Here is a 13,995-nt window from a genome sequence, read left to right as displayed (position 1 = left end):
TTTGATTTAATAGTTAAATTTATATGAGCTTACATCTCTTAATATGGTTTCAAAAATCAGCAGTTTTTATCATTTTTAAAATTGAAAAGAAAGCCTTACCTTTGCGCCCGATTTTATTCCATTTATAGATTCGTATTTTATTTATTCTTAACTTAAAACTGTTTATAGCATGCAACTGTATAACACTTTGAGCGCAGAAGAAAGAGCCATCATGATTGATGATGCCGGTAAACAACGACTAACGTTGTCTTTCTATGCGTATGCCAAAATTCAAGATCCACAAAAATTTCGTAACGATTTATTCATTGCCTGGAATGCACTAGATGCATTAGGAAGAATTTATGTTGCCCATGAAGGAATTAATGCTCAGATGAGTGTTCCTGCAGAAAATTTTGAAGCTTTTAGAGAAACTTTAGAAGCTTATGATTTCATGAAAGACATACGATTGAATGTTGCCGTAGAGCAAGATGATCATTCCTTTTTGAAATTGACTATCAAAGTGCGTCATAAAATCGTTGCCGACGGTTTAAATGATGATACTTTTGATGTTACTAATATTGGCGTTCACTTAAAAGCCAAAGAATTCAACGAAATCCTTGATGATCCAAACACAATTGTAGTAGATTTTAGAAATCACTACGAAAGTGAAGTAGGACATTTTAAAGGTGCGATTACTCCAGATGTGGAGACTTTCAGAGAAAGTTTACCTATTATCAACGAACAGCTTAAAGATCACAAAGACGATAAAAATCTGGTAATGTATTGTACTGGAGGTATTCGTTGTGAAAAAGCAAGTGCTTACTTCAAACACCAAGGTTTCAAAAACGTTTATCAATTGGAAGGTGGCATTATTAATTATGCTAAACAATTGAAAGAAGAAGGTTTGGAAAGCAAATTCATTGGTAAAAACTTCGTATTTGATAATCGTCTTGGCGAAAGAATTACAGATGATATTATTTCGCAATGCCATCAATGCGGAAAACCTTGCGATAATCACACGAATTGCGAAAATGATGGTTGTCATTTATTGTTCATTCAGTGTGATGATTGTAAAGTTGCAATGGAAAACTGCTGTTCTACAGAATGTCTAGAAATAATTCACATGCCTTTAGTAGATCAGGTTCGTTTAAGAACGGGTAAACAAGTTGGAAACAAAGTATTCAGAAAAGGAAAATCTGAAAACTTAAAATTCAAACATTCAGGAGAACTACCAGAAACTGCTTTGGCAACAGCTCAAAAGCCAGCCGATATTCGTCAGAAAATAAAAGTAAAGAAAGTCCTTCTTGGAAAAGCGGAGCATTATTATGTAAAAGCTCAGGTTGGACAGTTTACTATCGAAAACCAAGAGTTAAACAGTGGTGATAAAATCTTAATTTCCGGCCCAACTACGGGTGATCAGGAAATGGTTTTGAATAGAATCATTGTTAATGGTGAAGAAACTCAGTCAGCTAAAATTGGTGATAAAGTTACTTTTGAGGTTCCATTTCGCATTCGTTTGTCAGATAAATTGTATAAAATTGTAAATTAGCATAAATTTTTATGCTAATTTATTTATGTCGCAATCGTTTACCAAATTATGGGTTCATGTCATTTGGGCAACCAAAAATCGTCAGGAATTAATTGATCTTTCAATTGAGAAACAACTGTACGATTTTATTTGGCTAGAGTTAACAGAACTTGGATGTCCTGTTAGAATTATTAATGGAATGCCCGACCATGTGCATGTTTTATTTTTACAAAACCCGCAAAAAACAATCTCAGACATTGTAAAGCAAATTAAAGGAAGTTCTTCTCATTTTATGAATAGAGGAGAATTTATCCTTGAAAAATTTGCTTGGCAAACTGGATTTGCAGCCTTTTCTGTTAGTGAATCTCAGTTAGATGTTGTTTACAATTACATTAAAAATCAAAAGGAACATCATCTTACGAAAAATACGCAAGATGAATTTGATGGATTTGTAAAACTACATGGGCTGGGGGATAAATGATTGCTTGGTTTAACGATGCGTTTCCCTGTGGTTTCAACAGCATGGGTGCAATGAATGTCGACAACGAAACGTTTCCCGTGGTTTCAACCACGGGCTATATTTTAAAAACATACGCAAAGAAAACATAGCCTGCGGTTTCAACCGCAGGAACACGACGTATATTGACAACGATTGTGTATTTTGTAGGATTGAATCCTATACATTCCCTGTGGTTGAAACCACGGGCTATATTTTAAAAACATACGCAAATAAAAACATAGCCTGCGGTTTCAACCGCAGGAACACGACGTATATTGACAACGATTGTGTATTTTGTAGGATTGAATCCTATACATTCCCTGTGGTTGAAACCACGGGCTATATTTTAAAAACATACGCAAATAAAAACATAGCCTGCGGTTTCAACCGCAGGAACGCAACGCATGTCCGCCATGATTATTCATTTCGTAGGATTGAATCTGATACGTTTCCCGTGGTTGAAACCACGGGCTATATTTTAAAAACATACGCAAATAAAAATATAGCCTGCGGTTTCAACCGCAGGAACGCAACGCATGTCCGCCATGATTATTTATTTCGTAGGATTGAATCTGATACGTTTCCCGTGGTTTCAACCACGGGCTATATTTTAAAAAACATACGCAAAGAAAAAACATATCCTGCGGTTGAAACCGCAGGAACACAACGGATATCGACAAAAATAATTAATACCACTACAAATAATTTTTAAAATATAAACTATGATATAAATCATAGGAATCTAATCTACACCCACATTATTTTTGTCAATTGTTAGATGACTGATTGAAAAATCATTTCATTGAAATAATAGAATCAAAAATGACAATTAACAATACAATTGAACTCATGTCTCCAGCGGGAGATTTTGAGTCGCTTCAGGCTGCCTTAGATAATGGCTGTGATTCCGTATATTTTGGAGTGGAACAGCTTAATATGCGTGCACGTTCGACAGTGAATTTTACAATTGATGATTTAAAAGAAATTGCCAATAGATGCGAAGCTAAAAACGTTCGAAGTTATTTGACGTTAAATACGATTATTTACGATCACGATTTATCGGTTGTAAAAACATTATTAACCAAAGCCAAAGAAGCGAATATTACAGCCGTAATTGCTTCCGATCAGGCGGTAATTGCAATGGCAAGATCAATTGGAATGGAAGTTCATATTTCAACTCAGTTGAATGTCACGAATATTGAAACCATTAAATTCTATAGTTTGTTTGCCGATACAATGGTTTTAAGTCGAGAATTAAGCTTACGCCAAGTAAAGAATATTACCGATCAAATTGAGAAAGAACAGATTAAAGGGCCAAACGGAAATTTAGTCGAAATCGAAATTTTTGGACATGGAGCTTTATGTATGGCAGTTTCGGGAAAATGTTATTTGAGTCTGCATTCGCATAACTCCTCTGCGAATCGCGGCGCCTGCAAACAAAACTGCCGAAAAAAATATACCGTTATTGATCAGGAAACTGGTTTCGAAATCGAATTGGATAACGAATACATGATGTCGCCAAAAGATTTATGTACACTTGATTTCTTAGATCAGGTTATCGATTCAGGGATTAAAGTTTTAAAAATAGAAGGAAGAGGCCGTGCGCCGGAATATGTAGCAACGGTAACCAAAACCTATCGTGAAGCTATTGATGCGTATTATGATGGAACTTTCTCCAAAGAAAAAACCGCAGATTGGATGAAAGCTTTAGAAACCGTTTACAATCGAGGATTCTGGTCGGGATATTATCTAGGTCAGGAATTAGGAGAATGGAGTGATATTCCAGGATCTGCAGCAACTCAGAAGAAGGTTTATGTGGGTAAAGGAACACACTATTTCCCGAAAGCTGAGATTGGGCAGTTTAAGATTGAAGCCTATGATATTAAAATTGGAGATAAAATTTTAGTTACAGGACCAACTACAGGCGCTCAGGAAATGATTATCGATGAAATGTTTGTAAACGATGCAGCTGGAAAAAAAGCTACAAAAGGCGATGACTGCAGTTTCAAACTGCCATTTAGAATCAGAATGTCTGATAAACTGTATAAAATTGTTGAAGCATAATGGTTGTTGTAACTTTACAAAGAGATAAATGCATTGGCTGTAATTATTGCGTTGAAATGGATCCTGTTCATTTTCAAATGTCAAAAAAAGATGGGAAATCGGTTTTGATTCATTCTGTAAATGCAAAAGGTTTTTTTACGTTGAAATCTCCAAATCATACTATTGTTGAAAGTTGTGAATTGGCGGCGAAAGCTTGTCCAGTGAAGATTATTACGGTTAAAGAGACTTAGGAATATTTGAATCACATAAAAAAAGAGTCGCAATTTTGCGACTCTTTTTGGTTAAAATGCGTTGTAAGAATTTATTACGATGATAATGTTTATGCTTCTTCAGTTTTTACTGTTTCAATATTCTCTTCAATTTCAGCCCATTCTGGAGATTCCCAAAATATGGCAATATGAAGATTATATATTCCAATTGCCCCATAAGAAAAGACGCAGAAATAATAGAAACCACTTGGGATTTCCTGATAGAAAAAGAATAAAATTCCTAGAGCTAATACGGCAAAACCTATCCAAACACCTTTTCTAAAATAGATTATAGAAATATACAATGCTATAACGATCCCGGTTAAGCAAATTAAGTCCTGACGGTTTAAGCCAAGTCCTATAAATTTGTAAAATGCATAAACGCTTATTATAAACAAAAGAAATGCCTGGAAGTATAATTTTCTTTGATTTTCATCTTGTTCTATTTCTAAATATTCAGCATCTGTCAATGGAGTATTTTTGCGAAAAAAGAATAATAACGGAATTAAATTAATTACAGGTATAAAGCTCGCCAGGTAAATCCAAAAAGGTCTTCTGCGTAAAGCACCTAACTGTAAAAGCAATAGTTGGGAGAATAATAAATAGACAAATGTAAGTTGAAAAAGCACGCGAATAACGGTATATATATCATAGTAAGTTCTCGAAATACTTGGTGCCAAAGAACTGAACCAATTCACAGAGAATTGTTCTGTAAAAACAAAATGAACAGCAAGGAATGAAGTAAACAGCAAGGAAAAATGTATCGCGAATTTTTTATAGTTTAGAAAAGCAGTAGCAGGCATTTTTATAAAATTCTTAAAAGAAAATCCCGCCTCTAGTAAAAGTATAAAATAGAAAAAAGACAGTATCGTAAATAATTTTGAAAATATTATTTCATAAGACGAAACCGAGCCGTAAAAATCACGGAAAGTTAATATAGAAACTATTTTTTGGTATAAAGCATCTAGATTTATAGAAGTAAACATTCCTATTAAATAGCCTAAAAAATTGATTTTTTTCCCATAAAGTATTTTTCCTCTTAGCGCACCATATAGTGCGTAAGGGTACAAATAACCAAGAGTAAAATAAATTATATAAAAAAAACTGTTATCATAAGATTCATGAAGGTCTGTAAAGGTAGAGATGATGTCTGATAATATTGCTGGCAGGCATAACAAAAGAAGGTATTTTATTTTATCGAATTTCTTCTCATTGACAGCTTCCCAGCAAAGTGCTATTATTAAGATTAGGGCATTGATTATTGTATTCAAAATATTTGCCCATAAAGGTAAATTTTGAGGCCCTCGAAAAGAGATTAGCATACCTGATAATCCAGCTCCTCCAGCACTGGAAACGGAAAAATTATTTATGATAAGTTGTTTAATAACAAAAAGCACGGCAATAATTGCCAGAGGAAAAGTGATCGCCTTAAACTTTGAAAAATTAAAGTGATAAAAATAGTTTGTTTCCTCTTTTGGCTGGTCAAGTACATTTTCGGTGTTCATTTTGGTTAGTTTTGGGTTTATTTAAAATGGGATATTATGTTCTTTTTTATATGTTTAGCGTAAGTAAACATAACAAATTTTAGTTCTTGTTTTAAAAACCAATTACTCTTTTATAACATTACTAAATTTGTTTTTAACCAATGCTTCTAAACTTCCAGTTTTAGTCATTCCCTGCCAGTCGGAAATTTTTCCGTTGACATTAATTTTAATGCCGAGGCCATTTGCTGTTTCATAAACCAGATATTTTATGCTGCCACTGTTAAATTCAAGTTCATAACCTGCATTTTGTTTTCTAAATTTAAAGATGGCTTTATTGGCTTTTTCAGGACTGGACGGATGAGCAAAAGAAATAAATTTATACTCGTCGTTTTGTTGAAAAGCATAATATAAGATAGTATCTATTTTAAACAACAATATACGCCCTTTGCCATTTTTGGTATCAAAAGCAAGTATTTTGTCCGGATCTAAATTTGGTTCGTAAATAGATAAAGAATTGAAAGAAACCCATTTGTTGTTTTCTAATTTCTTACCTGTTATTTTAGAGAAAGGCCCTTGGGCAAATCCATCTTCATCAAAGCTGGAAATCATTTTAGCCTCTTTACCCGAGACGCTGTAATGCTCACAACCATGACAAGCTGCACCGCAGGTACTCGATGTAATAATACGTTTGTTTTTTGCATCGATATCAAACGAACCGCCACGCATACAATTAGCATCATTATAAACATCGCTAATACTTTGACTAATTGTAAATGTGTTTTCTGTATTAATAAAAATATGAGATGATGCCCTTGGATAATAACAGCCATCATCATCATTAATTTGTGTTTCATGAATAATAATATCAGGTTTGCCATCAAAATTTACATCGCCTAGAATTTGAATATTCTTGTCAGAAAGACTTTTGAAAGTTACTTCTTTGGCTGTTTTGATTGTTTGTGGTTTCGCCAATTCCTTCGCACCAAACTCTAAAACCATTTTTGTGCTCTTATCTTCGGTAAGTTTGTAATATTCTTTTATTTGGGAGCCAGCTTTTTGCTGAATAAAATACAAAGTATAACCTTTCATGAAATCATGAATGAGATAAGCTTTTTGAGCACTCGCGGTTGCTATTGAAAAGAGTAGAAAAAACGAAATGATTTTTAATTTCATAGTTTTAATATTATTGATTGCCCAAAGAAGTTGGTTGAGATGATCTTTGGTAGGTTAAAACCGTTTTTGTATCCCAGGAAATTACAAGTACATCATCTTTAGGTTTTTTCATTATTCCGATGTGTACTTTTTCCGGGGTATATACCAAAACGGTGTCGTTTTTGAATTCGCAATTATATACATCGCCGGTTTTGTCATTGCTGAAATACCTCGAATTGAATTCTATTTTGTTGAAAGTTCCATTTGTTTTAGATTCCCATTTTCCATAACAATCAGATAGGATAAAAGGTCTTTTAACTTCTCCAAATATTAAATTCAAACTATTTTCTCGGGAAAACTCATCTAATTTTACAGATGAGTTTTGGTTTACTTTTTCAAAGAATGTCTTTTTTTTATAGGTTTTAATGATTTTCTGGTTAGTGTCGAGTATCGATATTTTAAAATTTTCAGGAAAACCAACCAAACTGTCAAATTGCCATAATGGTATTGCAACCAATTTTGATTCATGTACATTAAGAACAAATGGATCTATCAGGCCTATTTTTTTTCGGTTGCTCCAATTTTCATTTGTGTTTTTTACAATTTCAATAGAATCGGAAGGTTGGAAACCAGGAGATATTTTTCTTTCATGCCTTTCTTCTAAAATTTTCCGAACATTGTTTATACCATCTAAAATCTGTTGTTTTTTATAAAATGCTATCTCTTTTTCAGAATATTTAAAATCAATTTGGACAATTATTTTTTTGTTGGTTTCGTTGCTTAATTTCAAAACCAAAAATTCGCACTCAATACTTGTGCAAGGTTCCCTTTTTTGTGTAGTTGCAACAAATGAAAAACAAGAAAGCAGTAAAATCAACTGTAAAAAAAGGGGATGTAGTTTTAAAACATAAGACTCTTTTTTTACTATTTGAAATGAAATGAAAACACTTATGAGCGCCATATTATCTGAGAAATCGACTATTCTTGATGCTCCAATAAAATGTACAAATGTTTCTGAAAAGGGACTTTTCCAAAAGACAAAAAACAGGAAAGTACCCAAGTGAATTTCTTTAATTCTTTTTGGAAAAATAACGCTCCAAAAGAAAGGAAAAGCAAATAAACCCGCAAAATCAGACAGTTTCCCTGTAATGAAATTATGAAAAATGTTTTTAAAGAACCAATCGTTAAGAATAAGAATAATCAAAGAAATAATAAAAACAGGCTGTCCTAGTCTGGTTAAGTTTCTAGTCATTTAATTCTAATTTTGAGGTAAAATATTCAATTTTAATGCCTTATTTGCAGATTTTGTCAAATTTTAAAAGCAAATCCTTGTTGAAATCAATTGCAATTAAACTATCATTAGCGGTGTTATATTCAAAAAGTTCTCTTTTAGAAGGATCAAATACATAACGCGCAATTGTAGGCATTCGATCCGGATAAGTTTCATGAAGATTTAAATCATACGTTTCAGAATAGCTCCATGACTTGTCGATTTTAGGATTCGGACTTCCTTCTACAGTAATTCCAATAGAAGTCCCGCCGTTTTTTACAACGGCTTCATACAAACCTTTTGTTCCTTCAACATAAGAAGGTGCGGTGGTTAGGATTTCTAAAACCACATCAACGCAAGTTATCGAATCGGAAGTTTTTTCTGTTTGTTCTGATTTTGAACTGTCCTTTACAGTAATTTCTTTATTAATAACAGGTTCTGTAACTTTTGCTTTTTCGTTTTTATTACAGGAAAAGAGAGTAATAATTAAGACTAAAAGAGGTAATTTGTTTTTCATTTTGAAGCTTTGGTTGGTATTAATCTCCTGATACATCTAATTCATCGAAATCACTGATATCAGATAATCTAAGAAGTTTATTTTGAGGAAGTTTAGTTTCGGTTTTTTCGAAAATTTCATCGCCGTCATAAGTGTTTTCGTTGATGTTTTGATTGACAATCTTTTTTCGGGTCAGGAAATTGATGCTGGTTTCGGTAAGCGTAACTGGGCCGTGATTACTGCTGGCATCATAACCTATCAGTTCAAAATCATTGTTTTGATATCTAAAAGTATATTCCCAATAACCGTATCTACCGTGACGGTAAGCAATGTATAATTTTCCGTTTTTTATTTCGAGGTCAAGTTCGGGAGCATAATAAACGCCTCCTTCTTCATTTTCAGACGAAAAACAATCGTAGTTTTTAACCGCCAGTTCGTAACCGTTATTTTTGTTTAATAAAGCTATAATTCCTCTTCGGTTTCGGTCTAATTGACCTCGGTATTCATCTTGAACTACTTTGCTTTTATCTGTTCCTTTGATAATTAAAATATAATCTTCTAATCCGTCTTTATTAAAATCGCCTGTGATGGTGTCAAAAGGAATATAGCCTTTCGGAATAAAATCTTCGGGTTTTTTCTTTATTTCTGCTTGAGCTGTATCTCCTTCAAAGACTTCTTCGACGGTTGGCATTTCTGAAACCTGAACAGCTCCGGTTTTCTCTTTGGTTTTATTACAGCTTGAAAAGCAAATAATCATTAAAACTATAGCTGTAAAAAATAGGTTTTTAATCATGATCTTTTTTAGATTTCGTCAAATGACACATTTTTATATAGTTCAAAATAAACGTTTTCATTTAGATTTTCTCCATTTGAAAGTCTTTCTGCTATTTCTTTCTGAAACTGAATTTCTTCTTCAAGCAGTCTATTCCAATATTCGGGTTTGTCTGAGAAATTTTCATAGTAATCTAAGATATCAATTATTAATAGAAAATTAGAAATAACATTTTGCGGTTTTTCCAGACTATAAATGCAATTTTCAAGTCCGCTCAGGATGTTGACTTCCATAGGTTCCAACTCGACAAAATCATCAGCATATTCATCTGTTTCGGCATCATATTTTTCCAAAGCTTCTTTAATATACCAAGTGGTATTATTTTCTAAGTCTTTAATAAACTGGTCTTTAGTTGTTTTTATACCCAAACGATTTTCCATACATTCTGTTACATCAGGTAGCAGGAAATAGAATTGAGCAAAGGCAAAGGCGATTCTTTTGTTCTGAAGCGGATATAGTTCTTTTAGATTATTTTCTAAAAGCGCTGTATGTTTCGAGATTATGGATACAATATCAAACATCATTTAGTGGTTTTAATATTATTTTTTAACGAACTTTTTTGTCACTTTCTGATAAAACATCAAAACGATAACTGCCAATATAAAAGCAACGGCAATATCAAGGACTAAATTTAGAAAAACAAAATTCGTCATTTCTGATGTTGGAGTGGGTGCAACCATTCCGCCATAAAGAACATAGAACGAAGCAGGAAAACCATACATATCGTTTCCGTCGACTTTCATTTCCAGACTGGCAGTGGAGAAGGTGAGTATTGTAAAAATTATTATGGTTAGCAGAATGATTACTATAAATTTCTTCATTAATGAGATTTTTAAATCTGTTGTTTTTAGCTTACTTTTTCTGTATTTCTGATAAATATAATTTACAATATCTGTTTTTATAAATTCCGTCTATTTACCTTTTTAGTATTAATCTAAACACATTTGACTATTATTATAAACATGCTAAAGTAGTCAATATCTTACTTATCTTAATGGTTTTGTTTTTTATTCTTTGTCGATTCTCTTTGCTTTTATAGATACGAACTGTATGATTGCACCAGCGAGAAAACTAAAAACACAAACAAATAAGGTATAATATCTTACAAGAAAGAGGTTTGACAGTATATTTTTTTATCTTTGAAAATCAGGATTTTTAATCCAAATCACTTTATCTTTGAGTCTTTAGAAAACGAACATTCATTATGGAACAGAAAATACACCAAGGAAGAAACGTAAAACGTTTTAGAGAAATGCTTAACATCAAGCAGGAAGCTTTGGCTTATGATTTGGGTGAAGAATGGAGCCAAAAGAAAATTTCGATACTGGAACAAAAAGAGGTAATTGAAGAAAGCCTGCTGAAACAAATTTCGACTATATTAAAAATTCCTGTGGAAGCTTTTCAGAATTTTGATGAAGAAAAAGCCGTGAGTTTTATATCAAATACATTTGGTGACCATGCTTTTAGCAATGCTTGTGTTGGAAATCCTAATTCAACTTTTAACATTAACACTGTTGAAGAAATAAAAAAACTACACGAAGAAAAAATTGCCTTGTACGAGCGTATGTTGAAGGAGAAAGAGGAGATGATGATAAGACTTGAAAAATTAATCAATAAGTAATTTTTATAAACATATATAGATTCTGGAAAGAGGCTTTTAAAGTCTCTTTTTTATTCTTTGTCGATTCTCTTTGTGTTTATGGGTACGAGCAAGATTCTCGGGCCGGCGGGGTGCTAGAAAAAAACATCAAAAATCCATGCCCAGATCTTCCCTAAAAAACTCTTGAAATGATTTATTTGTATCAAAAATTTCACCTGAAACATGATCAATTTCAATAACCGTTGGATTAGTTTTGGATAAATCAAAACCAATAAAGTCTCCTCCAAAACTATTTCCAAACAAAACAATATTTTCATCAACGGCATAATCATTTTCCAAGCCAATTTCATAAAAATCAAATACAAATTTTTTAATTTCATACTGAGAATTCTTAAACTGTCCTCCTCCAATTTCTTTAAGAAAATCAATGAATTCCTCAGGAATATTATTCCTGAATTTCTTTATTTCTAAAACTTCTTTTTCAGAAACAATATCTCTATTTTTCTCTAAGAGATTGTTTCTTTTCAAATAATCTATTTCTTTTGTATATCTCATAAAACTTTATTTAAATAATTCTCTTGCGGGTGAACCTGTCCCTGAATTCCACAGCTCCCGGACGAATCCTTTCGTGTGGTACGTTCCGATAGCGCGGATTTGCACCCGAGCGATAGCGAACTGACGAAGTAATCCTTGCCCGATCCAATTAGTAAATCCTTATTTGTTCTCACAGTTTTTCTCTTTGTCTATATACTTTACGGCACGGATTTTAATCTGCTATCGAGATAGGATTTATAAATTACCTCCATGTTTTTAATTACAAACCAGATCCTAATACATAAATAAATAATCCCATTTTTATGACAAAAAGAATAAACATTATTAAAAAGTATATCCAAAATGTTCTTTTGTTATTATAGATTGCTATTAAAAAAGATATAGGCATTTGAATCATTTCAAAATACGGATCTAATAAATAGGTCAGATTAGACAAGTCACTTATAAAATGAATATTTATGTTATTTGAATCCAACACTATAGGAACTACAAATAATATGAATGTTATTATACTTATGAATAAATTTACTCTCCAAAATAATTTCATGCATTTTACTTTCAAAATTTATTAAAAATATCTTTTGTTTTTTCTCGCGCAATTTGTCTACGTTTTACGGACACAGATTACTTCGTCAGTTCGCTATCGCTCGGGTGTAAATCTGCGTTATTGGAATTTACTAAAGGTTATTTGTTTGGCTGTGACTCTTTGTTCCCTGTAGAAAACAGTACTGCAATAAGCATATGTATTGTTAGTAAAACTAAAAAAGGAATGCTAAGTTCCAGCCAGTATTCTATAAATGAATACTGCTGATAAGAATCAACAATAGGCACATTATTATAAGTACAATATACTACAGATAGTAAACAACAGGAAGAGAAAGGCACTGCAAAACGACAAAAGAGATTTGGCGCTATTATCCTGACATGTTCCAGAAACAGAAGCAAACAGCAATAAATAAACGTACAGATAAAAGTAATTGGAATGCCTATAAGAACACCTATAGTATGATTAAAAGAATCGTTTTCCTGCGCATTGAAGATTATAAAAAAAAGTATGGTAACCAGAATAGAGCAAAAAAAGATTTTTAGCATAGGGCGCTGTATTTTCATAAAATGTTATTTTTTTGGTTTGATAAAAAAACAGCCGGAACTTGCTAAAATGCAAAAATCAGGATATTCGGGATGGCGGTAATACACCAAATCTGATCGATCGCTCCAAACTTCCTCTTTTATTTTTAAAGTGTCGTTTTTTATTATAAGATTATAATAAGCATTTATCATCCATAAATTTTCACCATGTTTGCTTAGTTTGTGAGTATAGACAGGTGAATTTATTACTTCTGTTTTTATTTGTTTTTCAGTTGCTGGTTCTAAATACAGATCATTTCCGTAAAGAGCGTGCCATTTTTTGTCTATTAAAAAAAGATTTTTGTCAATATTTAATGCAGGATTTCCACTGTCATGAACACTTACAGAACCTTTAAAACAATAAAGGGAGCTGGCTTTTTTACAGAGTTTGTCATATTCGCTTTTTATATGTTCGGGAGTCCATTTTAGGTCTGCATTCAACTCGATATATGTATTTCGTATCGTATCGTTATCAATGATCCAGGTAATATAATCTTCTCTTGAGAGTAAATATGATTTAAAGATTTTATAAGAATCATATCGTTTTGTAATCAAGCTGTCTGTTAGTTTTGCTTTATTGTTGAATTTGTAATACAATCGGTATTCGTCGTACTCACCGGAAAAACCTTTTTTATTTGATTCAAAAACTACAGATTCAGACAATGGAGAAAAATGAAAAGCATTAAGACTGACAGGGTAGCTCTGTAAACTAACAATTTCGTAATGAGCTGATTTTATGGTGTCTTCCAGACTTTTATAGGCTAAATACTTTTTGGGTAAATTGGGTTGTTCTATACTATTCCTAAAAAAATAACCATACATAATAAAACATATTGTTATGAATAAGGTAATGATTACAAAATAGGCATTTTTTTTATAAAGAGTCATAATTAGGGCTCATCGTGATTAATTATCAAATCTAATTTATATTCTTGATTCATTTGATTTATTTGTAGATTTTTATTTACAAATAAGAGTTTATAGTTACTTTAAATAGCCCCAATAGCGCAGATTTACAATCCGTGCCCGTTCCAATTGGTTAATTTTATTTAATTCTCATAGTTTTTTCTCTTTCTTTGTCGATATACTTTACGGGCACGGATTACTTCGTCAGTTCGCTATCGTTCGGGTGCAAATCCGCTATCGGTTTTTTTTTTAAT

At 32.4% G+C, this 13,995-nt stretch carries 16 protein-coding genes; 6 read left to right on the top strand and 10 right to left on the bottom strand.

The genetic code is table 11. The features are described from left to right. The first annotated feature begins 169 nt into the window (after window positions 1–169). From trhO to ACFS3A_RS19140, 5 genes are all read left to right on the top strand, one after another. Window positions 170–1,528, top strand: coding sequence for an oxygen-dependent tRNA uridine(34) hydroxylase TrhO (gene trhO / locus ACFS3A_RS19160; protein WP_379827173.1), 1,359 nt, complete (start codon window positions 170–172; stop codon window positions 1,526–1,528). A 25-nt stretch (window positions 1,529–1,553) separates the two neighbouring features. After that, window positions 1,554–1,988: an IS200/IS605 family transposase gene (gene tnpA / locus ACFS3A_RS19155; protein ID WP_379827172.1), complete on the top strand. Its 435-nt coding sequence runs from the start codon at window positions 1,554–1,556 to the stop codon at window positions 1,986–1,988. Between the two features lie 208 nt (window positions 1,989–2,196). Further along, window positions 2,197–2,718, top strand: coding sequence for a hypothetical protein (locus ACFS3A_RS19150; RefSeq protein ID WP_379827171.1), 522 nt, complete (start codon window positions 2,197–2,199; stop codon window positions 2,716–2,718). Between the two features lie 110 nt (window positions 2,719–2,828). Beyond that, a complete protein-coding gene (locus ACFS3A_RS19145) occupies window positions 2,829–4,070 on the top strand; it encodes a peptidase U32 family protein (RefSeq protein ID WP_379827170.1) in 1,242 nt (413 codons plus the stop codon). Next, window positions 4,070–4,300, top strand: coding sequence for a ferredoxin (locus ACFS3A_RS19140; RefSeq protein WP_379827169.1), 231 nt, complete (start codon window positions 4,070–4,072; stop codon window positions 4,298–4,300). Before ACFS3A_RS19145 ends, ACFS3A_RS19140 begins: the two co-directional genes overlap by 1 nt. Window positions 4,301–4,389: 89 nt before the next feature. Here ACFS3A_RS19140 and ACFS3A_RS19135 read toward each other — a convergent pair whose 3' ends face one another. The 7 genes from ACFS3A_RS19135 to ACFS3A_RS19105 form a co-directional block, all read right to left on the bottom strand. After that, entirely contained in the window at window positions 4,390–5,823 is a 1,434-nt protein-coding gene (locus tag ACFS3A_RS19135; RefSeq protein ID WP_379827168.1) for a hypothetical protein, read from the bottom strand. Window positions 5,824–5,925: 102 nt separating this feature from the next. Beyond that, complete coding sequence (locus ACFS3A_RS19130; protein WP_379827167.1) at window positions 5,926–6,975, bottom strand: XAC2610-related protein; 1,050 nt, start codon at window positions 6,973–6,975, stop codon at window positions 5,926–5,928. Window positions 6,976–6,985: 10 nt separating this feature from the next. After that, complete coding sequence (locus ACFS3A_RS19125; RefSeq protein WP_379827166.1) at window positions 6,986–8,206, bottom strand: hypothetical protein; 1,221 nt, start codon at window positions 8,204–8,206, stop codon at window positions 6,986–6,988. Window positions 8,207–8,246: 40 nt separating this feature from the next. After that, window positions 8,247–8,741 carry a hypothetical protein gene (locus tag ACFS3A_RS19120; protein ID WP_379827165.1) on the bottom strand — a complete coding sequence of 165 codons (495 nt, stop codon included), beginning with the start codon at window positions 8,739–8,741 and terminating at the stop codon, window positions 8,247–8,249. A 19-nt stretch (window positions 8,742–8,760) separates the two neighbouring features. Then, complete coding sequence (locus ACFS3A_RS19115; protein WP_379827164.1) at window positions 8,761–9,513, bottom strand: hypothetical protein; 753 nt, start codon at window positions 9,511–9,513, stop codon at window positions 8,761–8,763. An 8-nt stretch (window positions 9,514–9,521) separates the two neighbouring features. Continuing rightward, window positions 9,522–10,073, bottom strand: coding sequence for a hypothetical protein (locus ACFS3A_RS19110; RefSeq protein ID WP_379827163.1), 552 nt, complete (start codon window positions 10,071–10,073; stop codon window positions 9,522–9,524). A gap of 18 nt (window positions 10,074–10,091) precedes the next feature. Next, the gene (locus tag ACFS3A_RS19105) at window positions 10,092–10,373 is read right to left on the bottom strand and encodes a hypothetical protein (protein ID WP_379827162.1); all 282 of its coding nucleotides are present in this window, start codon (window positions 10,371–10,373) and stop codon (window positions 10,092–10,094) included. Between the two features lie 383 nt (window positions 10,374–10,756). Between ACFS3A_RS19105 and ACFS3A_RS19100 the strand changes: the two genes are divergently transcribed. Next, window positions 10,757–11,173 carry an XRE family transcriptional regulator gene (locus ACFS3A_RS19100; protein WP_379827161.1) on the top strand — a complete coding sequence of 139 codons (417 nt, stop codon included), beginning with the start codon at window positions 10,757–10,759 and terminating at the stop codon, window positions 11,171–11,173. Window positions 11,174–11,299: 126 nt separating this feature from the next. Here the strand turns inward: ACFS3A_RS19100 and ACFS3A_RS19095 are convergent, their stop codons facing one another. The 3 genes from ACFS3A_RS19095 to ACFS3A_RS19085 all read right to left on the bottom strand — a co-directional run bounded on the left by ACFS3A_RS19095 (window position 11,300) and on the right by ACFS3A_RS19085 (window position 13,723). Then, the gene (locus ACFS3A_RS19095; protein ID WP_379827160.1) at window positions 11,300–11,707 is read right to left on the bottom strand and encodes an SMI1/KNR4 family protein; all 408 of its coding nucleotides are present in this window, start codon (window positions 11,705–11,707) and stop codon (window positions 11,300–11,302) included. Window positions 11,708–12,391: 684 nt separating this feature from the next. Next, window positions 12,392–12,817, bottom strand: a complete 426-nt coding sequence (locus tag ACFS3A_RS19090) for a hypothetical protein (protein WP_379827159.1) — start codon at window positions 12,815–12,817, stop codon at window positions 12,392–12,394. Window positions 12,818–12,823: 6 nt separating this feature from the next. Beyond that, entirely contained in the window at window positions 12,824–13,723 is a 900-nt protein-coding gene (locus ACFS3A_RS19085) for a hypothetical protein (RefSeq protein WP_379827158.1), read from the bottom strand. Window positions 13,724–13,995 lie beyond the last annotated feature (272 nt).

This window comes from Flavobacterium notoginsengisoli (assembly GCF_042686225.1).
Classification (GTDB): domain Bacteria; phylum Bacteroidota; class Bacteroidia; order Flavobacteriales; family Flavobacteriaceae; genus Flavobacterium; species Flavobacterium notoginsengisoli.
The sequence above is the reverse complement of the archived record's forward strand: the minus strand, read 5'-3'. Positions and strand labels throughout refer to the sequence as shown.

Bases quoted from the DNA above. Each gene is read 5' to 3' on its own strand.
- ACFS3A_RS19145 (WP_379827170.1), top strand. From the start codon at position 2,829: ATGACAATTAACAATACAATTGAACTCATGTCTCCAGCGGGAGATTTT.
- ACFS3A_RS19090 (WP_379827159.1), bottom strand. From the start codon at position 12,817: ATGAAAATACAGCGCCCTATGCTAAAAATCTTTTTTTGCTCTATTCTG.
- ACFS3A_RS19135 (WP_379827168.1), bottom strand. From the start codon at position 5,823: ATGAACACCGAAAATGTACTTGACCAGCCAAAAGAGGAAACAAACTAT.
- ACFS3A_RS19130 (WP_379827167.1), bottom strand. From the start codon at position 6,975: ATGAAATTAAAAATCATTTCGTTTTTTCTACTCTTTTCAATAGCAACC.
- ACFS3A_RS19140 (WP_379827169.1), top strand. From the start codon at position 4,070: ATGGTTGTTGTAACTTTACAAAGAGATAAATGCATTGGCTGTAATTAT.
- tnpA (WP_379827172.1), top strand. From the start codon at position 1,554: ATGTCGCAATCGTTTACCAAATTATGGGTTCATGTCATTTGGGCAACC.
- ACFS3A_RS19110 (WP_379827163.1), bottom strand. From the start codon at position 10,073: ATGTTTGATATTGTATCCATAATCTCGAAACATACAGCGCTTTTAGAA.
- ACFS3A_RS19125 (WP_379827166.1), bottom strand. From the start codon at position 8,206: ATGACTAGAAACTTAACCAGACTAGGACAGCCTGTTTTTATTATTTCT.
- ACFS3A_RS19100 (WP_379827161.1), top strand. From the start codon at position 10,757: ATGGAACAGAAAATACACCAAGGAAGAAACGTAAAACGTTTTAGAGAA.
- ACFS3A_RS19115 (WP_379827164.1), bottom strand. From the start codon at position 9,513: ATGATTAAAAACCTATTTTTTACAGCTATAGTTTTAATGATTATTTGC.
- ACFS3A_RS19085 (WP_379827158.1), bottom strand. From the start codon at position 13,723: ATGACTCTTTATAAAAAAAATGCCTATTTTGTAATCATTACCTTATTC.
- ACFS3A_RS19105 (WP_379827162.1), bottom strand. From the start codon at position 10,373: ATGAAGAAATTTATAGTAATCATTCTGCTAACCATAATAATTTTTACA.
- trhO (WP_379827173.1), top strand. From the start codon at position 170: ATGCAACTGTATAACACTTTGAGCGCAGAAGAAAGAGCCATCATGATT.
- ACFS3A_RS19120 (WP_379827165.1), bottom strand. From the start codon at position 8,741: ATGAAAAACAAATTACCTCTTTTAGTCTTAATTATTACTCTCTTTTCC.
- ACFS3A_RS19095 (WP_379827160.1), bottom strand. From the start codon at position 11,707: ATGAGATATACAAAAGAAATAGATTATTTGAAAAGAAACAATCTCTTA.